The following is an 18,987-nucleotide window of genomic DNA, read 5'->3' as shown; positions in this document are numbered from 1 at the left end:
GGATGGTGGTTCTGAAAAACCAGAACCGCCGTTCAGGCATTTTTTATCTTCGTCCTCTCTGCGGTTTTGGATTCTTCAGCAAGTCGGATTTTTCCGCAATCTTTTTCAGCCACTTCCGTTCTTCTACTGACAGCTTCCTAAAATTCAGCTTGAGCCGTTTGCAGATAAACGCCAAGTACGCTTGTTCCGTGTCGCTGTCCTGGCTGACGATTTCACCAGCAGTTTCCAGCATTTCTTTTAGCGGGTTATCCTCTGGGACGCTGAAAAAATCGTCCTTGTGTGTTTCCCGCAGAGCAAGGGCAATCCCGTTTATGTCCCGTTGTATCACATAGCGGCAAAACTCGTCCTCATCAATATGGGCGGTGATAAGCTGTCTTAACTGCGTATCACTCATGCCAGGATTATGCTTTTTTATAACAGTTGCGCTCATCGTGTCCACTATGGCGTTTGCACCCTGCGCCTGTTTCAGTGCCGTTCCGTTCACATAGATTTCAAGGTCAGCCATCAGCCGGGGGAAATCCGGGTGCGCCGCCAGCTCACACAGCAGGGTATTGTCTATCCTCCCGCTTTTCAGCAGGTCAATCATTTCATCACTCAAACGCAGGTCTGCAAGATCGGCGTTTGGGTGATTTTTCATTTCAGACAGCCCCAGCAGATAATCAGCGGTCACACCGTAAAACTTCGCCAGCCGGATAAGGGCATAGTGGCTGATGTCCTTGAAGTCTTCCGTTTCGTAACTGCCCAGCGCAGACTTGGAAAGCCCGGTCTGCTCCGCAAGCTGCCCCAGCGTCAAGCCACGCTCCACACGTAGGTCTTTTAATCGCTCTTGTATGGATAAAGACATATTCACCCTCCTTGCTAGCTCAACGAAAGAGAAGCCGTTATGCTATGTACTATGCTCATAGCATAACGGCATAGGCATTTACAGTTTTATTTTACCATTTGCTACATCTTCACGAAATTTATCAACAAGCTTCGCTGTCAGCTTGGATTTACCGTAGTGTTCAAGTACAAAAGTACGATAACTTTTTCCATCTACAAGCACATCACTTTTTCTGGTCAACAACCAATTTCCGTTACCTCCTCCCTGTTCTCTAATATTCCAGTCTTTCCCATATCTTTTATAGATTTCATCTTTTTTACCTTGAACAGACATTGATTCGCTTGGAATATAAACAATTTGCATAATAGCTCCTCCTTTATTTTGTGCAAGAAGACCAGAAACCTGAATTTGTCTTTTATCTTTTTTTGATTATATCACAAATCCGAGAGCGTGGAAATAGGGAGTTTTTCAGGCTGATTTCCTACCTCTTGGATATACGGCACAGGCGGTCAAAAAGGTGTAGACTTGGGATAGTTCATCGATGGACAAGCACCTTGGAAACAGAACACGCCAAAGAAAACGGAGGGACGCATGAGCAAAAGACCCTATCAACACCTGCCGCCGCTGGAACACAGGCCGGACGGCTCCCCCTACCGCATAACCCCGCCCCAGAAGAGACGAGCCAGCGGCCTGATACGCCGGGAGTGCTGCAACTGCGAGGACGGAAACTGCCTTGCGCTGGACGATGGCGACACCTGCGCCTGTCCGCAGATGATTTCGTTCTCCGTCTGCTGCAAGTGGTTCCGCTGGGCGGTCTTGCCGCTGGACAGGACGCTGGAAGCGGAGATTTACCGGGACAGGGACTTGAAACGCTGTGCGGAGTGCGGCGGTGTGTTCGTCCCGAAGTCCAACCGGGGCAAATACTGCCCGGACTGCGCCGCCAGAGTTCACAGGCGGCAGAAAACAGAAAGTGAACGGAAAAGGAGGTCTGCTGTGGACAGTTAAGAGCGGGAAAAGCCTTGATTTGCAAGGCTCCGCAAGCCCTCAACCGGGGCGGCTGGTATCATTTATCATTCGCCCCGGAAAACGGGCCTCTAACCGTCCACAAAACACGCTATGACAAACACGATTTATATTCACCAGCCGGAAAAGGCGTTCAGTTTCACCCGGCTCCCCAATTTCCTTTTTGAAGCACCCACATTCCAGCCCTTGAGCAACGAAGCGAAGGTGCTGTATGCCTTTGTCCTGCGCCGGGCGGAGTTGTCCCGGAAGAACGGCTGGGCGGACGAGTACGGGCGGGTCTACCTGTACTACCCCATCTGCGAGGTGGTCGCTTTGCTCCGCTGCGGGCGGCAGAAAGCGGTCAACACCCTGCGGGAGTTGCAGTATGCGGGGCTGGTGGAAATCCAGAAACAGGGCTGTGGAAAACCCAACCGCATTTACCCGAAATCCTATGAAGCGGTTCCAAACACCGACTTCAAGAAATCCGGTTATGGTACGCCGGAGGGCTGAAAACCGTACTTGGCGAGTACGAAAATCAATCCTCTTGAAGTACGGAAATCTGACGGTATATAGAAATACAGAGATTAAAACCATCTATTTACATTCATTCCATTCCAATCCTATCAGAGATATTTTCGGCGGGAAAACCCGCCGGAAAGGAATGGAATGGGGAAAGGAGTTCAATGGCACAACACGCAATTTTGCGATTTGAGAAGCACAAGGGCCACCCGGCGGGGCCGCTGGAAGCCCACCATGAACGGAAAAAGGAGCAGTACGCCAGCAACCCGGACATTGACACCAGCCGGAGCAAGTACAATTTCCACATCGTCAAGCCGGATGGCCGCTACTACCATTTCATTCAGAGCCGCATCGAGCAGGCCAGATGCCGCACCCGCAAGGACAGCACTCGGTTTGTGGACACGCTGATTACCGCCAGCCCGGAGTTTTTCAAGGGCAAGTCCCCAAAGGAGATAGCGGCCTACTTCCAGAGGGCGGCGGACTTCCTCATTGACCGGGTGGGCCGGGAGAACATCGTTTCGGCTATGGTACACATGGATGAAAAAACGCCCCATCTGCACTTGGTCTTTGTGCCGCTGACAAAGGACAACCGCCTGTGCGCCAAAGAAATTATCGGCAACCGGGCCAATCTGACGAAGTGGCAGGACGATTTTCACGCCTGTATGGTGGAGCAGTACCCCGACCTGGAGCGTGGGGAAAGCGCCAGCAAGACGGGCCGGAAGCATATCCCCACCCGGCTGTTCAAACAGGCGGTCAACCTCTCCAAACAGGCGAGGGCCATTGAAGCGGTTCTCTCCGGCATTACCCCGCTGAACGCCGGAAAGAAGAAAGAGGAAGCCCTCTCCATGCTGAAAAAGTGGTTTCCGCAGATGGAGAACTTCTCCGGGCAACTGAAAAAATACAAGGTCACAATCAATGACTTGTTAGCGGAAAATGAAAAGCTGGAAGTCAGGGCAAAGGCCAGCGAAAAAGGCAAGATGAATGACACGATGGAACGGGCGAAGTTAAAAAGCGAACTGGACGATATGCGGCGGCTGGTTGACCGTATCCCGCCGGAGATTTTAGCGGAACTGAAACGGCAACAGCGGCAGCATGGAAAGGAAAGGTGATCTTATAAGTAATATCAGATACAAAAAGGAAATCGAAATCGTGACTTTTCAGGGAAAGGAAATCACACTGGAAAATCTCTCCCCGGTGTTCACGCCGGAACAGGAAGCAGCCAAACGCCGGGAACTGGAACAGCAGCTTTATGAGGTGTTCCGCAAGTACGCCGACAAGCGGGAGAGTGAGGAAGCCGGGACATAAGGTTTTCCAAACCCATCATTGATTTGCGGGGCTGCTGGCGGTATAATAGAACTGTCAGCAGCTCCGTTTCTTTTTTAAGAAAAGGAGCGACAATATGAACAATCGGATAGACGCAATCTATGCAAGACAATCGGTAGACAAAAAGGACAGCATTTCCATTGAAAGCCAGATTGAATTTTGCAAATACGAGTTGAAAGGCGGTAACTGCAAGGAATACACAGACAAAGGGTACAGCGGCAAGAACACAGACCGTCCGAAGTTTCAAGAACTGGTGCGGGACATCAAGCGGGGCTTGATTGCAAAGGTCGTGGTTTACAAGCTCGACCGTATCAGCCGTTCCATTCTGGACTTTGCCAACATGATGGAGCTGTTCCAGCAGTACAATGTGGAGTTTGTGTCCTCTACGGAAAAGTTTGATACCTCCACGCCGATGGGACGGGCCATGCTGAATATCTGTATCGTGTTCGCCCAGCTTGAACGGGAAACGATACAGAAGCGGGTAACGGACGCTTACTACTCCCGCAGTCAGCGGGGCTTTAAGATGGGCGGGAAAGCCCCTTACGGCTTCCATACGGAGCCTATCAAGATGGACGGTATCAACACAAAGAAGCTGGTGGTAAACCCGGAGGAAGCGGCCAATATCCGGCTGATGTTTGAGATGTACGCCCAGCCCACAACTTCCTACGGGGACATTACCCGGTACTTTGCCGAACAGGGGATTTTGTTCCATGGCAAAGAGCTGATACGCCCCACGCTGGCGCAGATGTTACGCAATCCTGTCTATGTGCAGGCAGACCTTGATGTGTACGAATTTTTCAAAAGTCAAGGTACAGTCATTGTCAATGACGTTGCCGATTTTACGGGCATGAACGGCTGCTATCTGTATCAAGGGCGAGATGTAAAGGCCAGCAAGAAAAACGACTTAAAAGACCAAATGCTGGTACTGGCTCCCCATGAGGGTATCGTCCCCTCCGACACCTGGCTGACCTGCCGCAAGAAGCTGATGAACAACATGAAAATCCAGTCTGCCCGGAAAGCCACCCACACATGGCTGGCAGGAAAAATCAAGTGCGGGAATTGCGGGTATGCTCTTATGAGTATCTACAATCCCTCCGGCAAACAGTATCTCCGCTGCACGAAACGGCTGGACAATAAAAGCTGTCCTGGCTGTGGGAAAATCATCACTTCGGAACTGGAAGCGGTTGTTTATCAGCAGATGGTAAAGAAGCTGGCAAGCTACAAGACGCTGACAGGAAAAAAGAAAGCGGCAAAGGCAAACCCGAAAATCACCGCCCTGCAAGTGGAACTTGCCCATGTAGACAGCGAGATTGAAAAGCTGGTGGACAGTCTGACGGGGGCAAACAATGTCCTGTTCTCCTATGTGAATGTGAAGATAGCGGAACTGGACGGGCGCAAGCAGGAACTTCTGGCAAGGATAGCGGAGTTGACTGTGGAGGCCATCAGCCCGGAACAGGTCAGCCAGATTTCCGGCTACCTCGATACCTGGGAGAATGTATCTTTTGATGACAAGCGGCGTGTGGTGGATTTGATGATCACCACCATAGCCGCCACAAGCGACAGCTTGAACATCACATGGAAAATCTGACTGGCGGCACCCCTCCCGTCAGATACCTACCCTGTGTAGTCCCTTGTAAACTGTACTTTCTCTCGGTTGAAAGAAGTTTTACTGTTAGAGGGGTGAAAGGCCCCTGCCCCAGCACGGTCGGGTGCAGGGGCGGGGGGAAAATGGCTTGCATCTCTCTGCCAAGGGAGAGATGTCTCTGCATCAGGCCGCTTTTTAAGGGAGAAAGGCAGGCTGCAGTGTTCGCCTATGCGGGGAAGGGCGGGTTTCCCGATATCAAAAAAGACGATTGTGCGCGACCGCGATTTTTTACTCCCCTTCAAACAAAAGGAACTTCATTGCCGAGGCGGCAAGAGGCGCAGCGCCAGCGCGATCGGCCGCCGGTGCGGAGGAGGGGGGGAGCCCGTCTTCACTCCAAAAGGAGAAGAGCCGTTCACGGCAAGTTGCTCGCTAGAGAAGGAACGGGTCTACTGCGCCCCCTCTTTTTGAATGGCGTAGGAGGGCAGACTTGGCCGGCACCCGTTCTTTTCGTAGAACCTCTCTGCCCCTGGCTGCGCGCCAAAATACAGCATGGTGGGGGTGTGCTCCCGGGCCAGCTGGAGAAGGCGGCTGCCGATGCCCCGCCGCCGGTACTGCGGGAGGACCAACAGCTCTGTGATGGTGCCGAAATAGTAGCCGTCGGTGAGGATGCGCAGGCACCCCGCCAGCAGTTGGCCGTCGTAGGCCGCAATGTTGATGGTCTTGGCCAGCGCGCGCTCGGTCTTTTGCAGGTCGTAGTCGCCCGGCCATATTTGGTTGACAAAGGAGAGAAACGCCGCCGCGTCAAGTCCCCGGTCGTCCACCCGGTACTCCATTTTTTCTACACCTCCACAAGTATTTTTCTTTCTGGGGCGTCCGCCTTGCGGTGGGCGCTCTGCTTTTTATCCACCATAACACAACTGCCTCTCTATTTCCACAAGGACTGGGGCTGGGGTGCAAAAGAGGGAGCCCGCATCAAGGCGGGCTCCCTCTTAAAGACTTTACCGTTTGAAAATTTACTCCACGGTGACGCTCTTGGCCAGGTTGCGGGGTTTATCCACATCGCAGCCCTTGAGGAGGGCCACATAGTAGGCAAACAGCTGCATGGGGATGATGGAGAGCAGGGGGGCGAAGAGGTCGTTTGACTGGGGCAGGGCGATGACGCTGTCGGCAAACTCCGAGCAGTCGCCGTATCCCTCGTAGCAGATGAAGAGGACGTCGGCCCCGCGGGCCTTGACCTCTTTGATGTTGCTGACCATCTTCTCGCACAGCCGCTGCTGGGTTGCCAAAGCGATGACCGGCACCCCGTCGGTGATGAGGGAGATGGTGCCGTGCTTCAGCTCGCCGGCGGCGTAAGCCTCGCTGTGGATGTAGGAGATCTCTTTGAGTTTGAGAGACCCCTCCTGGGAGAGGGCGTAGTCCAGCCCCCGGCCGATGAAGAACATGTCTTCGGCGCGGCAGTACTTCTCGGCAATGGCCTTGTACTCTTCGGCGTGGCCGAGGATCGACTGCAGCTGCGCCGGGATGCCGGCCAGCTCGTCAATGAGGGCGGCGGCGTCGTCCTGGGAGAGGGTGCCCTTGCAGAGCCCCAGCTTGAAGGCCAGCAGGTACATCACCGACAGCTGCACGGTGTAGGCCTTGGTGCTGGCCACGGCGATTTCGGGGCCGGCCCAGGTGTAGAGGACGCTGTCGGCCTCGCGGGCGATGGAGGAGCCCACCACGTTGACCACCGCCAGGGTGTGGGCGCCGTGTTTCTTGGCCAACCGCATGGCGGCCAGGGTGTCGGCGGTCTCGCCCGACTGGGAGATGATGATGACCAGGTCCTCTTTGTTGAGGATGGGGTCGCGGTAGCGGAATTCGGAGGCCACGTCCACATTGACCGGGATGCGGGCCAGTTTTTCGATGAGGTAGCGCCCAACGATGCCGGCGTGCATGGCGGTGCCGCAGGCGACGATGTGGATCTGCTTAAAGTTTTTCAGCTGCTCGTCGGTCAGCTCGATACCCAGGTCGATCTTCCCGTCGCGCAGGCGGGGGGAGACGGTGTTGGAGAAGGCCGAGGGCTGCTCAAAAATCTCCTTGAGCATGAAGTGAGGGTAGCCGCCTTTTTCGGCCGCCTCGATGTCCCAGGTGGCGGTGAGCACCTCTTTCTCGATGGGGTTTCTGTCCAGGTCGGTGATGGTGACCCCCTCTGCGGTGAGGGTGGCCACCTCGTTTTCCTCCAGCAGGTAGTAGTTGCGGGTGTGCTTGAGGATGGCCGGCACGTCGGAGGCGATGAAGTTTTCCCCCTCGCCCAGCCCGACGATGAGGGGGCTCTCCTTGCGCACGCCGAAGAGTTTGTCGGGGCAGCTGTCAAAGAGGATGCCCAGGGCGTAGGAGCCCCGCACCTGCCGCAGGGTGCGGCTGATGGCGTCAAACTCGTCTTTGGCGCCGTTTTCCAGGTGGTAGTCAAGCAGCTTGGCGACGGTCTCGGTGTCGGTCTGGGACTGGAAGGTGTAGCCCTTGCCCAGCAAAAATTCTTTGATTTCGATGTAGTTTTCGATGATGCCGTTGTGCACCACGGCGGTGTGCTTGCCGCAGTGGGGGTGGGAGTTCACGTCGGAGGGCACCCCGTGGGTGGCCCAGCGGGTGTGGCCGATTCCGCAGTGGCCGGTGGGCCAGCCCTGGGACTTGAGCTTCTCTTCCAGACAGGCCAGGCGGCCCTGGGCCTTGACGACCCGGATGGCCCCCTCGTCAAAGATGGCCACCCCGGCCGAGTCGTACCCCCGGTACTCCAGTTTGCTCAGACCGTCGATCAACAGGTCGGCGCAGTTTTCACGGCCGACATACCCTACGATTCCACACATACTATGTATCCCTCAAATCATTTCAAAATTGTTCCCCGAACGCCCTTTGTCCCCGCCGTTGCCAGCGGGTTTTGTGGCGCCGGTCACGACCGGGCAGAATCTCTTCTGCCAAAGCCGGGAGGGCATCCGCCGAATCTTCGATCACCCTCCGCCTCGTCGGCCCCGTGGGCCCTGGCGCTTTCTCTTCTCCTGCCCTCCTCTCTCTTCACAAGTGAAAGATATTATACCCCATGTTATGCAAAAAGTCAAAATTCGTGCTGCTTTTTGAGCGATTTCTCCCCGAAAAGGAAAATGCGGGATCGGGGGGAACGCTCTCCCTGGCCGCCTGTAGGGGACGGGCTGAACGGAAATTATTGGAGAGGAAACAGAGGCGCGTCCACCGAGGTCCCCCTTTTTGAGTTGCAGGAAGGGCGGGCGCTCCCTGCAAAAGAGGGCGCAAAAAAGCCCCCGCGGCAGGGCGAGGGATGGGGGGCGGGGGGGCGGTGAAACGGGGTCAGAAGCGGCGCAGAAATTTGGGGCGAAACCAGTGGATGTACATCGAGACCACCCGGGTGAGGGCGATGTCGTAGACCACGTTGGTGACGTTGGCCACTGCCAGCAGCACCGCGAGGAAGCCGGTGGTGTAGGTGGAGAACTCGTCGGCCACCGCCGCCAGCCCAAAGACGTGGAGCATCAGGTAGTAGGCGAGGAGGATCGCCCCGTTGAAGAGGAGGAGCTTGCAGCCCCACTGGAGCCAGCGGTGGGAGAGCTCCTCTATTTTGGATTTGAGGATGGGGTAGTAGCCCAGGTAGAAGACAAAGAGACAGACCACCTCTTTGTCGGGCACCAACAGCGCCGCCAGCACCGCCACCCCCAGGTAGCAGAAAAAGGCCCACCGGCGGCCCGACTCGACCACGATGGGCATAAACAGCACCCCCGCCACGGCGGGCAGGGCGATGGAGGCAAAGGGAAAGAGGCCGGAGAAGAAGAGCATGACCACGCTCAACGCGCCCAGGACCCCGCCCAGGGCCACCCGAAAACTTCTGGATTTCACAACGGTCCCCCGCAATCTTGAAAGGCGTTTACAGAGCTTGTCAGCAGCAGCGGATCAAGTCGCCACCCATGCACTCGCAGCAGCAGTCGGCGCAGATGAGGCCGTTGCAGACGTCGCAGGCCGAACAGCCGCCCACATTGGGGTTGGTGTTGTACCCGCCCCCGTAGGGGTTGCCGTACATGGCGCCGCCCCGCTGGCTCTGGATCTGGCGGATGGCGGCGGCGTACTCGGGGTTCCCGGGGTCCATGCTCTGGGCCTGCTGAAAGTACTTAAGGGCGTCTTCCAGCCAGGCGCGGTTGTAGAAGATGGAGCCCTTGAGGAAATACCACTCGGCGCTGCGGGAGCCGCCGGGCACCCCGTCGAGGATCTCCTCGGCCTCGACGATCCGCCCCTGCTCGATGAGCTTGCGCACATCGACGAACTGGGTGGTGGCGCCGTAGCGGCGCTGGGAGCCGGCTGACCCCGCGCTGGAGCCGGCCGTGCCGCCGGTGTGCTTGGCGGAACGCCGGGCGGTGATGATCTCGTCGTAGGCGGCGTTGATCTCCTTCATCTTCTCGGCGGCCAGGTCCTCCAGCGGGTTGTTGACATAGTTGTCCGGGTGGTATTTGGTGGCCAGTTTTTTATAGGCGGATTTGATCTCCTCGTCGCTGGCGTCGCGGGATACCCCCAGTACTCGATATGCGTCCATTTATGCGTCCCCTTTGTATTTGGTAAAAACGTTGGCTTGGGTATTTTTAAACCCCAAAAAGACGATGTTGTCTAAAATGGGCTTGTAGTGATACAGGTCCAGCAGCTGGTAGCCGGCGGAAAATTCACTGATGGTGAAGTTGAGCATCTCCACAATATCTTGGCCGATGGCAGCCCGATTATAATCAGTTCCCCTGTGCAGGCTGTACCGGCCGATGAGGGGGTTGTAGTTTCCCCGCTTGAGGTCGCTCTCCAGGTCGTCAAAGGCGTCCATCATGTAGATCCAGCGGCCCAGGAGGTAGCCCATGCGCGAGAGGATGCGCCGCTGCCCGTCGGTGCGGGCCACCTGCTCAAACACCCGGCGCAAAAAGGTGCCGGACGGGTCGGCCGCCCGATCGACGCTGTCGCAGCCCTCCTCCTCGATCCGGCGCTGGGCGGCCATGGCCTCGGCCATGATGGCGTCGATCTCCCCGTACTGGCGGGCCGCCTTCTTTCGCGCCCGGGCCAAAAAGGGGTAGGAGAGGGCGGAGAGCAGCCGGTCCTTGAAGCCGTGGTCGTGCAGGTTGTCCTTGGCCTTGTAGTAAGCCATGATCATGGCGCACCCGGCGGAGAAGCGCAGCCCCTCGTTTTCGAGGCAGCAGGCCTTTTTTTTGAGGGGGTTGGCCATGCAGCGGCAGCGGCCGTACTGGGGCCCCTCCTCCGAAAGGCCGGTGAAGAGGAGGGCGAGAAAGACGAAGTCGTAGCTGAGGGTCAGCCGCGAAAAGGGGCCAAAACTGGCCCCCAACTGGCGGCAGAGCCCGCAGTAGAGGGACTTGTAGGTGTCCAACTCGCAGACGCGGAGATGGGGCTGAAAGGGCTTGACATAGCCGAACAAGGAAACACCACCCGATGGACAGAGCAGCCGATCCGGCTGCTCTGGAATAGTATCAGTTTACAACGGCCCACCGCCTTTGACAATGGACAATTTGTAAATACTGGCTTTGTGTAGACAATTTTAGCCGTTTTTTTCGCCCGAGTGGAGCGCGCGGCCCAAAATAGGGTGAGAAAAACGGCTTTTTTTGCTTTTTGCCCCCCAGGGAGCCCTGTTTTGACGCCCTATTTGTAGGCGATGCGGCGGCTGCCGTCGGCCTCGATCCCGGTGCCGTAAACCTCGCAGTGCCCGCCCTTCAAAAAGAGGGGGAGATAGTGCTCAAAATTCTTGCAGAGGTCGAGCTGGGGCAGGGTGTTCAGGTCCTGCCACCAGACCGCCCCCTCGTCGGTGGCGGCGAGCAGCTGCCCCCGGTAGTGGCAGGTCTTGTAGAGAAAGACCAGGTAGCGGGGCCGGCCGTGTCCGGTGCTCCAGTGGATGACGCCGCAGGGCTCCAGCTGCGAGATTTCAAGGCCGGTCTCCTCTCTCACCTCTCGCACGGCGGAGTCCACCAAGCTCTCCTCCGGCTCCACATGGCCGCCGGGGAAGGTGACCCCCTTCCAGCTCTTGACCCGGCGCTGGACCACCGCCCGGTTGCTCTGGGGGTCGTAGACCATCACCATGTTGGTCAGTTCCACCGGTTCCGTCTTCTCTCTCTGTGCCACGGTTCGCCCTCCTCAGTCTTTTGTCTACCGTACAAAATACCACGAAAACAGGCGGGCCGCAAGGCCCGCCTGTCGGGTTGCACAGGGGGAGGAGGCCGCAGGAGATCACTTGCTGCGGCTGTGGTGGCAGGTGACGGAGTCGGAGAGGGTGGCAAAGGAGTACCCCTCCTTTTGCAGCTCGTCGACGATGCGGGGGATCGCCTCGGCGGTGGCCTTGTGGCCGGGGCCGTCGTGCATCAAAATCACCGGGCAGTCCTGCTTGAGGGCCTCCTTGACCACCTTGTTCACAATGTAGTCGGCGCTCTTCTTGCTCCCCACTGCGTCCTCGGCGGAGACGGTCCAGTCGTAGTAGGAGAGCCCCTTTTCCGACAGCTGGGGGATGATGGTGTCCATCAGGCCGCTGACCTTGCTGTAGCGCCGGTAGACCGTGTTGGAGCTGCCGCCGGGAAAGCGGTAGGCGGTGCTGGGCTGGCCGGTGAGGGTGGTCACCGCCTCCTGCAGCTTGTTGAGGTCGTTCCAGAAGGACTCGGGGGAGGCGTAGATCTCCTTGTACTCGTGGGAGAAGGAGTGGAGCCCCAGCACGTGCCCCTCGCTCACGATCCGCTTGTAGGTGTCGGGCCGCTTTTCAAGCTCTGTGCCCAGCACGAAAAAGGTGGCCTTGACGTCTTTTTCCTGGAGGGCGTTGAGGATTTTCTCGGTCTCCTCCGAGGGGCCGTCGTCAAAGGTCAGGTAGGCCACCTTCTGCCCATTTTCCGACTGGGGGGCGGCGTTTGCCAGGGTCTCGGCATCCAGCCCGTACTCGCTGGGGAAGAGGTCGGACTCGCTCTCCCCGCCCCGCCCGGCAAAGGCGGCGACGCAGATGCCGATGGCCGCCAGCACCGCCAGGGGGATCACGAGCATCCGCTTTTTCAGGCGAAACACATAACACTTCATATCATCCACTCCATCGCTGCCAAAGTTTTGCACTGCTTTATCTATACGGCCGGGGCGGGGGGGATATGCGCGCCGGGGCGGGGAAGTGCTCCCTTTTGGCGGGAACGCCCCCCTTTTTTGCGCGGCGAAGGCGGGGTGGCGACCGGGAGAAAAGGCGAAAAAAGGGGGGCTCTCCCCGGTGGGACGGCGTTGCGCCAGGGGGATTTTTCCTGTATACTAGGGGGGACGAGCGACGCCCTTTTTGCGCCGCACAGAGGAGGAGTTTGAAGCGGTGGAAACGACAAAAAAGATACCTGTTTTGCTGGACGGGGACCCGGGGCACGACGACGCCATGGCCATGGTGCTGGCCCTGGCCAGCGACCTGGTGGAGGTGCGGGGGATGACGGTGGTGGCCGGCAACAGCACCCTGCAAAACACCTCGCGAAACGCCATTCGGGTGTTGGAGTGGGTCGGCCGGGCCGACGTGCCGGTCTGCCAGGGGGCGGCCCAGCCCCTGATGCGGGGGTTGGAGATCGCCGACAGCGTGCACGGCGAGAGCGGGTTGGACGGCCCGGTCTTCCCGCCCATCACCCATGCGCCGGTGGAGCAAAACGCCTGGGACTTCATGGCCGAAAAGGTGCGCGGCAGCGAGGAGAAGACGGTGCTGGTGGGGATGGGTCCCCTGACCAACATCGCCATCTTCCTGCTGGCAAACCCCGAGCTGCACCAGAAGATCGCCCGCATCTGCCTGATGGGGGGCGCCGCGGTGGGGGGGAACTGGACCCCCACCGCCGAGTTTAACATCTGGGAGGACGCCGAGGCCGCCCGCATCGTCTTTGACGCGGGCATTCCCATCACCATGTGCGGGCTGGACGCCACCAACAAGGCCCGCCCCACCCTGGGCGACCTGGCCCGCTTTCACGCCATCGACACCAGGGGCGGGCGGCTGGTGGCCGGGCTGATGGACTTTTTTAAAGACCAGACCCTGCCGGGCACCGACTGGCTGGAGGTGCCGATGCACGACGCGGTGGCGGTGGCGGCGGTGGTGGCCCCCCAGGTGCTCACCCTGCGCGACTGCTACGTGACGGTGGACATCGAGGGGGAGCACACCCAGGGCTGCACCGTCTGCGACCTGCGGGGGGTCACCGGCAAGGCCCCCAATGTCCAGGTGGCGATGGATCTGGACAGAGAGGCCTTTATCGACCTGCTGGCCGCCGCCTGCGAGAGGCTGAAGTGAGGGGCGAGGAGGGGCGGCCGGCGCCGATTTTGCTGGACGTGGACACCGGCATCGACGACGCGCTGGCCCTGCTCTACCTGCTGGGAGAGCCGCGGGCCAAGCTGCTGGGGATCACCGCCATGGAGGGGAGCGTCCCCCTGGCGCAGGTGGCCCGCAACACCCTGGCGGTCTTGCGGCTGTGCGGGCGGGAGGACATCCCGGTGGCGCTGGGGGCCCAAAAGCCGCTGCTGGGGCGGTTCTCCCCCTCCGGCAAGGTCTCCATCCACGGGGAAAACGGGTTGGGGAATGTCTCCATCCTCGACCCGGTGCGGCGGCCCGAACCCTGCCGGGCGGTGGAGTTGATGGCCCGGCTGATCGAGGAGAGCCCGGAAAGGGTCACTGTGGTGGCGGTGGCCGCCATGACCAACCTGGCGACCTTCCTGCTGTGCTACCCCCACCTGAAGGAGAAGATCGAGCAGCTGGTGCTGATGGGGGGCGCGGCCTGGTGCCGGGGGAATTTTTCCCCGGTGGCCGAGGCCAACATCGGCCGCGATCCGGAGGCGGCGCAGGTCGTCTTTTCCGCCGGTATCCCCGTCAAGCTGGCGGGGCTGGACGTCACCTACAAGGCCTACGCCACCGCGGCGGAGCGGGAGGCCTGGCGGGACTGCGGCACCCGGGCGGGCCGGTTTGCCTGGGAGATGTTTGTCCACTACGCCGCCTTTTACGAGGGCGCGCCCGGCTGTGCCCTCCACGACCCCCTGGCGGCCGCCTGGGCGCTGGACGAGGCGCTGGTGAAAGCCCTGCCCGCCCATCTGGAGGCGGACCTCTGCGGCCGCACCACCCGCGGCGCCACGGCGGTGGATGTGGGCGGCGCCAAGACCGGCCGCCCCTGCAACGCCCTGGTGGGGGTGGAGGTGGACCGCGAGGCCTTTGCCCGCCGCCTGTTGGCAGCGCTGCGGCGGCTGCCCTAGAGCGAGGAAATACGCGCGGCCCCGGCCGCCCGAACAGATCAAAAGGGAGAGATTGCTGTGAAGAAGATCCCCGTCATCATCGACTGCGACCCCGGCACCGACGACGCCTTTGCCATTGCCCTGGCAAAGGCCAGCGGCCGGCTGGACATCCGCGCCCTGACCCCGGTCTCCGGCAACGTGGGGCTGGAGCACACCGCCCCCAACGCCCTGGCCCTGAACGACTATCTGGGCCTGGGGGCGCCGGTGGGCAAGGGGGCCGCCCGCCCCATGATCAAGGAGCGGGTGATCAACCCCGCCACCCACGGCGAAAACGGGCTGGGCGGAGTGGAGCTGCCCGCCCCCTGCTGCACCTTTGAAGAGGACCCCGCCTGGGACGTGATCTACCGGGAGGCGGTGGCCCAGAAGGGCGAGTTGGAGATCGCCGCCATCGGCCCCCTGACCAACATCGCCATCACATTGCTGAAATACCCCGACATCAAGCCCCTGATCAAGCGCATCACCATGATGGGCGGGGCCTGGGGGGTGGGCAACTCCACCCCCTACGCGGAGTTCAACATCTGGATCGACCCCCACGCCTGCGACGTGGTCTTTAAGAGCGGCATCCCCATCACCATGGTGGGGCTGGACGCCACCCGCCAGACCTTCTTCACCGCCGAGGAGATGGACCGGCTGCTGGCCCCCGACTGCGCGATCTCGCCGCTGCTGCGGGGCATTTGGGAGTACACCCGGGCCCAGAAGGCCAGAGAGGGGCGGGAGAGCGGCATCATCCTCCACGACGCGCTGGCCATTGCCGCCCTCTACTGCCCGGAGGTCATCCGCACCGAGCCCTATTTTGCCACCTGTGAGGTGCGGGGCAGCCTCACCGAGGGACAGACGGTGGTGGACCTGCCGAACCGCTGGAAGAAAGAGCCCAATGTGGACGTGGCCATGTCCGCCGACAAGGAGAAACTCTACGCCCTGCTGCAGGAGATGGTGGCCTTCTACCAAAACTGACCGGGGCCGCAGTCAATGAAAAAACAGCCGCTCTCCCCCGTTTGCGGGGAGAGCGGCTATTTTGCGCCATCGGGCGGTTGACAGGGAAGGAAAGTGAGAGTATACTCAAACAAGTAATATATTACTTATTTGCGAGGGGGAACGCACTGTGCAGGGGATGGAGAAGTTGGAGGGGATGGACGGGCACTATCTGGCCTTTGGCCTGCTCTTTGCGGCCAGCAACCGGTTGGAGACGGTGGGGGACCGCTATCTGGAGGAGCTGACAGCCAAGCAGTGGTACCTGCTGCTCTGCCTCACCACCTTTTTTGAGCGGCCCCCGACCCTGAGCCAGTTGGCGGGGCAGATGGGCAGCTCCCGCCAAAATGTCAAGCAGCTGGCCCTGAAGTTGGAAAAGAAGGGGTTTGTCGCCCTGGTGCGGGACGAGAGTGACCGCCGCGCCCTGCGGGTGGCGCCCACCGAACGGCTGGAGGAGTACCGGGCCCAGCGGCAGGAACAGGACGGGGCCTTTGTCGAGGAGCTCTTTGCCGGTGTCGCCCCGGCAGACCTGGCGGCGGCAAACCGGCTGCTGCTGGCCCTCTGCAACCGACTGGAGGAGATGGAGAGATGACGAAGACGATTCTGGTGGCCCATCGCTCCCACTACGGCAGTTCCCGCCGGTACGCCGAATGGCTGGCCGAGCATCTACACTGCCCCGCCGTGGAGTGGGATCGGGTGCGCCCGGAGGCGCTAGCCGGGGTGCAGACCCTGGTGTTGGTGGGCGGGGTCTATGCCGGCTGTTGGAGCTGTGCCTCCGGGGTAAAAAAGCGGGCGGCCCAACTGGCTGGCAAAGAGGTGGTCGCCTGTTTTTGCGGGCTCACCCCCCGGGAAGAGGTGGACCTGGCCGCCCTCAAGGGACAAAACCTCCCCTCTGGAGCCGCCGCCTTCTGGCTGCCGGGGGACTTTGACTTCGACGCGCTGGGGCTGGTGCACAAGGGGCTCATCCGCCTGGCGAGGCGGGACCTGCTGGGCGTCGCGGTGCGCCGGGCGGACGAGGGGGAGTTGGCCCCTGTTTTGGCCCACCTGCAAGGGGAGGGGGCCGAGCGGTAAAAAGGGCAAAAAAGCGCCCGCGGGAGATCCCCGCGGGCATTTTTTTGTCGCTTTGGCCCCGGAGCCCTCGCTTCTGCCGGGGAAAGTAAATTGCTTTGGCGTCATAGGCTTTCGGAACGAAAGGGTGCCGAAGGTGCAAAAGAGAAGCGACCTTTGGGGATAGGTGAACTGTTGTCCCAGGTTGCCGGTTTGCCAGTGGCAGGGGGGAGTGTGATGCGAAATTTCACTGTCCCTTGCGCGGTGAAGCCTGCATGGCGCCCTTCTATTTACCGGTGGCTTTGGTTCAAGAGGAGGGGTGGGGCAGCCCGTAGAAGTCCCGCAGCAGGGCGGGCCCCTCCGGCACCCGGCGGCGGGCAAAGGCGGCCCGCACCTCCTCCAGGTCGTAGGCGGGGGCGGCGGCCTGCCACTGCCAGCGGCCCCGGTCCAGGGTGAGCACCCCGCAGCGGGCGATCCCGCCCCGCCCGTGGGGGCAGCCCAGAGAGCCGGGATCGAGGTAGAGGCGCTCCCCGTCCGCCACTGCAAAGCCGGCGTGGTCGTGCCCGCAGAGGACCACCAGCCCGGGCAGATGGCCAAAGAGGGCGCGGCAGTCCCCGGCGGTGGGGGACGGGCGGGGGGCGGCAAACTCGCCCGCCGCGTCCAGCGGGTAGTGGAGGGCGCTGATACAGACCCCTTCCCGCTGCAGGGTCAGGGAGAGGGGGAGTTCCCGCAGCCACCCCCGGGAGGCGGGGGTGAGGGCGCTGTGCACCCAGCGGTGGTGGGCGGCCTCCCCCTCCTCCATCCGGGGCGGATAGGGCGGGGCGAGGCAGCGGTCGAAATAGCGGTCGTGGTTGCCCGCCAGACAGCGGATGTCCCCCCGGCTTTGCAGCAGGGCGGCCACCTCCCGGGGCCAGGGGCCGACCCCCACCAGGTCGCCGCAGCAAAGAAACTCGCGGCACCCCGCCCCCTCCAGGTAGGCCAGGGCGGCCTTCAGGGCGGGCAGGTTGCCGTGTGGGTCGGAAAACACCCCGATGCGCAGCATCTGCTCCCCCTCCTCTCTTTAACACAAAAGGAGCGGGCGGTATCCCGCCCGCTCCGGCACTATTCGGCGATGCTGGGGATCTTCACGGCGGGGTCGACGTCCGCCTGGTAGTCGACGCCGGGCAGGTCAAAGCCGAACATCTGGTAGAAGTCCTGCCAGTAGCCGTCGATGTCGGCGTACTGCTCCAGATTTTCGTCGTTCAGCCCCTCCCAGATGCGGGCGACCTCGGCCTGGACCTCATCCCTCATCTCCCAGTCGTCCAGGCGGATGCGGCCCTCCCCGTCCACCGGGGTGGGCTCGGCATAGAGCCGGTCGTGCACCAGCCGGTACATCTGCTCGATGCAGCCCTCGTGCAGACCCTTCTCCTTCATCACCCTGTAGAGCAGGGAGATGTAGAGGGGGACGATGGGGATGGCGGCGCTGGACTGGGTCACCAGGGCCTTGTTGACCGACAGGTAGCTGCGCAGGCCGGGGATCTCTTGGGCCAGCTTGGCGGCAGTGGCAAAGAGGTGGTCCTTGGCCCGGCCGATGGAGCCGTCTTTGTACATGGGGTGGGTCAACTCCGGCCCGATGTAGGAGTAGGCGGCGGTCACCGCCCCCTCGGCCAGGGCCCCCGCACCCTGCAGGGCGAGCATCCAGTCCTCCCAGTCCTCACCGCCCATGACGGCCACGGTGTGGGCGATCTCCTCCTCGCTGGCCTGGGGGATGGTGATTTCAGAGAGGGTGCGCTCCTTCAAGTCGATGGTCTTGTTGGTGTAGTCGCTGCCGGTGGTCTTGAGCACCGAGGAGACGGTGGTCCCGTCTTTGAGGGTGCGCCGGGGGGCGGCCAGGCTGTAGATCACCACGTCCACCTGGCCCAGATCGGCCTTGATTTTGGCGATGACCTCGTCCTTGCACTGCTGGGAGTAGGCGTCGCTGTTGACGGTTTTGGCGTAGAGGCCGTCGGCGGCGGCGAACTCCTCAAAGGCGGCGGTGTTGTACCACCCGGCGGAGGCGGTGCGCTTGCCCGCGGCGGGCTTTTCAAACTGCACCCCCAGGGTGGCGGCCCCGCAGGAATAGGCCAGGGCAATGCGGGTGGCCAGGCCGTACCCGGTGGAACTGCCGATGACGAGGGCCTTTTTGCCCCCCTCGGTCTTGGGCTGCGAGCGGACGTATGCAATTTGTTCCCGCACATTTTCGCGGCACCCGGCGGGGTGGGCGGTGGTGCAGATAAACCCGCGGATCTTCGGTTCAATGATCATGGCAAAAAACTCCTTTAGCGGCGAATGGGCAGGGGGCGCCGGCGGGCCGTGCGGCCCGCCCGAGCGCCTGCGCCGCATCTATTATAGAGGATTTGGCGGGGAAAATCCACCCCCCGGCGGGCGGGGGGAGAGGTAAAGCGGTTGCCGAGTGCATACAAATAGCGGT

At 60.8% G+C, this 18,987-nt stretch carries 21 protein-coding genes; 10 read left to right on the top strand and 11 right to left on the bottom strand.

The window, feature by feature from the left end; genetic code table 11:
• Positions 1 to 43: 43 nt before the first annotated feature.
• Both ACTNAU_RS09080 and ACTNAU_RS09075 read right to left on the bottom strand, forming a co-directional pair.
• Positions 44 to 844, bottom strand: coding sequence for a helix-turn-helix domain-containing protein (locus tag ACTNAU_RS09080; RefSeq protein WP_002575858.1), 801 nt, complete (start codon positions 842 to 844; stop codon positions 44 to 46).
• Positions 845 to 922: 78 nt separating this feature from the next.
• Positions 923 to 1,186: a hypothetical protein gene (locus ACTNAU_RS09075; RefSeq protein WP_002575859.1), complete on the bottom strand. Its 264-nt coding sequence runs from the start codon at positions 1,184 to 1,186 to the stop codon at positions 923 to 925.
• 228 nt (positions 1,187 to 1,414) lie between these two features.
• Between ACTNAU_RS09075 and ACTNAU_RS09070 the strand changes: the two genes are divergently transcribed.
• From ACTNAU_RS09070 to ACTNAU_RS09050, 5 genes are all read left to right on the top strand, one after another.
• Positions 1,415 to 1,828, top strand: coding sequence for a cysteine-rich VLP domain-containing protein (locus ACTNAU_RS09070; RefSeq protein ID WP_002575860.1), 414 nt, complete (start codon positions 1,415 to 1,417; stop codon positions 1,826 to 1,828).
• 111 nt (positions 1,829 to 1,939) lie between these two features.
• Positions 1,940 to 2,335, top strand: coding sequence for a replication initiator protein A (locus ACTNAU_RS09065; protein WP_002575861.1), 396 nt, complete (start codon positions 1,940 to 1,942; stop codon positions 2,333 to 2,335).
• 173 nt (positions 2,336 to 2,508) lie between these two features.
• Positions 2,509 to 3,453: a MobV family relaxase gene (gene mobV / locus ACTNAU_RS09060; protein WP_002575862.1), complete on the top strand. Its 945-nt coding sequence runs from the start codon at positions 2,509 to 2,511 to the stop codon at positions 3,451 to 3,453.
• Between the two features lie 4 nt (positions 3,454 to 3,457).
• The gene (locus ACTNAU_RS09055; protein ID WP_321118048.1) at positions 3,458 to 3,649 is read left to right on the top strand and encodes a hypothetical protein; all 192 of its coding nucleotides are present in this window, start codon (positions 3,458 to 3,460) and stop codon (positions 3,647 to 3,649) included.
• Between the two features lie 94 nt (positions 3,650 to 3,743).
• Positions 3,744 to 5,255 carry a recombinase family protein gene (locus ACTNAU_RS09050; protein ID WP_002575864.1) on the top strand — a complete coding sequence of 504 codons (1,512 nt, stop codon included), beginning with the start codon at positions 3,744 to 3,746 and terminating at the stop codon, positions 5,253 to 5,255.
• Between the two features lie 443 nt (positions 5,256 to 5,698).
• On the opposite strand, the gene ACTNAU_RS09045 is transcribed toward ACTNAU_RS09050, so the two are convergent.
• The 7 genes from ACTNAU_RS09045 to ACTNAU_RS09015 all read right to left on the bottom strand — a co-directional run bounded on the left by ACTNAU_RS09045 (position 5,699) and on the right by ACTNAU_RS09015 (position 12,317).
• Positions 5,699 to 6,085, bottom strand: coding sequence for a GNAT family N-acetyltransferase (locus ACTNAU_RS09045; protein WP_441098218.1), 387 nt, complete (start codon positions 6,083 to 6,085; stop codon positions 5,699 to 5,701).
• 180 nt (positions 6,086 to 6,265) lie between these two features.
• Positions 6,266 to 8,092 carry a glutamine--fructose-6-phosphate transaminase (isomerizing) gene (gene glmS, locus ACTNAU_RS09040; protein ID WP_256136637.1) on the bottom strand — a complete coding sequence of 609 codons (1,827 nt, stop codon included), beginning with the start codon at positions 8,090 to 8,092 and terminating at the stop codon, positions 6,266 to 6,268.
• Positions 8,093 to 8,585: 493 nt separating this feature from the next.
• The gene (locus ACTNAU_RS09035) at positions 8,586 to 9,125 is read right to left on the bottom strand and encodes a hypothetical protein (protein ID WP_185916072.1); all 540 of its coding nucleotides are present in this window, start codon (positions 9,123 to 9,125) and stop codon (positions 8,586 to 8,588) included.
• A 40-nt stretch (positions 9,126 to 9,165) separates the two neighbouring features.
• Complete coding sequence (locus tag ACTNAU_RS09030; RefSeq protein ID WP_441098217.1) at positions 9,166 to 9,813, bottom strand: DnaJ domain-containing protein; 648 nt, start codon at positions 9,811 to 9,813, stop codon at positions 9,166 to 9,168.
• On the bottom strand, positions 9,814 to 10,686 hold the full coding sequence (locus ACTNAU_RS09025; protein ID WP_256136635.1) for a DUF5685 family protein: 873 nt from the start codon (positions 10,684 to 10,686) through the stop codon (positions 9,814 to 9,816).
• Positions 10,687 to 10,907: 221 nt separating this feature from the next.
• On the bottom strand, positions 10,908 to 11,384 hold the full coding sequence (locus tag ACTNAU_RS09020; RefSeq protein ID WP_441098215.1) for an 8-oxo-dGTP diphosphatase: 477 nt from the start codon (positions 11,382 to 11,384) through the stop codon (positions 10,908 to 10,910).
• Positions 11,385 to 11,489: 105 nt separating this feature from the next.
• Positions 11,490 to 12,317, bottom strand: coding sequence for a polysaccharide deacetylase family protein (locus ACTNAU_RS09015; RefSeq protein WP_185916075.1), 828 nt, complete (start codon positions 12,315 to 12,317; stop codon positions 11,490 to 11,492).
• A 271-nt stretch (positions 12,318 to 12,588) separates the two neighbouring features.
• On the opposite strand from ACTNAU_RS09015, the gene ACTNAU_RS09010 reads away from it, so the two are divergent.
• The 5 genes from ACTNAU_RS09010 (at position 12,589) to ACTNAU_RS08990 (ending at position 16,562) form a co-directional block, all read left to right on the top strand.
• Positions 12,589 to 13,533: a nucleoside hydrolase gene (locus ACTNAU_RS09010; RefSeq protein WP_242861778.1), complete on the top strand. Its 945-nt coding sequence runs from the start codon at positions 12,589 to 12,591 to the stop codon at positions 13,531 to 13,533.
• Entirely contained in the window at positions 13,530 to 14,483 is a 954-nt protein-coding gene (locus tag ACTNAU_RS09005; protein ID WP_441098214.1) for a nucleoside hydrolase, read from the top strand. Before ACTNAU_RS09010 ends, ACTNAU_RS09005 begins: the two co-directional genes overlap by 4 nt.
• Before the next feature lie 57 nt (positions 14,484 to 14,540).
• Positions 14,541 to 15,476, top strand: coding sequence for a nucleoside hydrolase (locus ACTNAU_RS09000; protein WP_441098213.1), 936 nt, complete (start codon positions 14,541 to 14,543; stop codon positions 15,474 to 15,476).
• 157 nt (positions 15,477 to 15,633) lie between these two features.
• Positions 15,634 to 16,083, top strand: a complete 450-nt coding sequence (locus ACTNAU_RS08995) for a MarR family transcriptional regulator (protein WP_441098230.1) — start codon at positions 15,634 to 15,636, stop codon at positions 16,081 to 16,083.
• Positions 16,080 to 16,562 (top strand): flavodoxin domain-containing protein, encoded by a 483-nt coding sequence (locus ACTNAU_RS08990; RefSeq protein WP_216402221.1) that lies wholly within the window; start codon positions 16,080 to 16,082, stop codon positions 16,560 to 16,562. The genes ACTNAU_RS08995 and ACTNAU_RS08990 overlap by 4 nt, the downstream gene beginning before the upstream one ends.
• A 283-nt stretch (positions 16,563 to 16,845) precedes the next feature.
• Here the strand turns inward: ACTNAU_RS08990 and ACTNAU_RS08985 are convergent, their stop codons facing one another.
• Both ACTNAU_RS08985 and fabV read right to left on the bottom strand, forming a co-directional pair.
• The gene (locus tag ACTNAU_RS08985) at positions 16,846 to 17,580 is read right to left on the bottom strand and encodes a metallophosphoesterase family protein (RefSeq protein WP_441098212.1); all 735 of its coding nucleotides are present in this window, start codon (positions 17,578 to 17,580) and stop codon (positions 16,846 to 16,848) included.
• Between the two features lie 59 nt (positions 17,581 to 17,639).
• On the bottom strand, positions 17,640 to 18,821 hold the full coding sequence (fabV, locus tag ACTNAU_RS08980) for an enoyl-ACP reductase FabV (RefSeq protein WP_441098211.1): 1,182 nt from the start codon (positions 18,819 to 18,821) through the stop codon (positions 17,640 to 17,642).
• Between the last annotated feature and the right edge of the window lie 166 nt (positions 18,822 to 18,987).

The sequence above is a fragment of the Bittarella sp. HCP28S3_D9 genome (genome assembly GCF_052065655.1).
GTDB lineage: Bacteria > Bacillota > Clostridia > Oscillospirales > Ruminococcaceae > Bittarella > Bittarella massiliensis.
This window is presented reverse-complemented; position numbering and strand designations above follow the sequence as displayed.

Bases quoted from the DNA above. Each gene is read 5' to 3' on its own strand.
- ACTNAU_RS09080 (WP_002575858.1), bottom strand. From the start codon at position 844: ATGTCTTTATCCATACAAGAGCGATTAAAAGACCTACGTGTGGAGCGT.
- ACTNAU_RS09075 (WP_002575859.1), bottom strand. From the start codon at position 1,186: ATGCAAATTGTTTATATTCCAAGCGAATCAATGTCTGTTCAAGGTAAA.
- ACTNAU_RS09070 (WP_002575860.1), top strand. From the start codon at position 1,415: ATGAGCAAAAGACCCTATCAACACCTGCCGCCGCTGGAACACAGGCCG.
- ACTNAU_RS09065 (WP_002575861.1), top strand. From the start codon at position 1,940: ATGACAAACACGATTTATATTCACCAGCCGGAAAAGGCGTTCAGTTTC.
- mobV (WP_002575862.1), top strand. From the start codon at position 2,509: ATGGCACAACACGCAATTTTGCGATTTGAGAAGCACAAGGGCCACCCG.
- ACTNAU_RS09050 (WP_002575864.1), top strand. From the start codon at position 3,744: ATGAACAATCGGATAGACGCAATCTATGCAAGACAATCGGTAGACAAA.
- ACTNAU_RS09045 (WP_441098218.1), bottom strand. From the start codon at position 6,085: ATGGAGTACCGGGTGGACGACCGGGGACTTGACGCGGCGGCGTTTCTC.
- glmS (WP_256136637.1), bottom strand. From the start codon at position 8,092: ATGTGTGGAATCGTAGGGTATGTCGGCCGTGAAAACTGCGCCGACCTG.
- ACTNAU_RS09030 (WP_441098217.1), bottom strand. From the start codon at position 9,813: ATGGACGCATATCGAGTACTGGGGGTATCCCGCGACGCCAGCGACGAG.
- ACTNAU_RS09015 (WP_185916075.1), bottom strand. From the start codon at position 12,317: ATGAAGTGTTATGTGTTTCGCCTGAAAAAGCGGATGCTCGTGATCCCC.
- ACTNAU_RS08995 (WP_441098230.1), top strand. From the start codon at position 15,634: ATGGAGAAGTTGGAGGGGATGGACGGGCACTATCTGGCCTTTGGCCTG.
- ACTNAU_RS08990 (WP_216402221.1), top strand. From the start codon at position 16,080: ATGACGAAGACGATTCTGGTGGCCCATCGCTCCCACTACGGCAGTTCC.
- ACTNAU_RS08985 (WP_441098212.1), bottom strand. From the start codon at position 17,580: ATGCTGCGCATCGGGGTGTTTTCCGACCCACACGGCAACCTGCCCGCC.
- fabV (WP_441098211.1), bottom strand. From the start codon at position 18,821: ATGATCATTGAACCGAAGATCCGCGGGTTTATCTGCACCACCGCCCAC.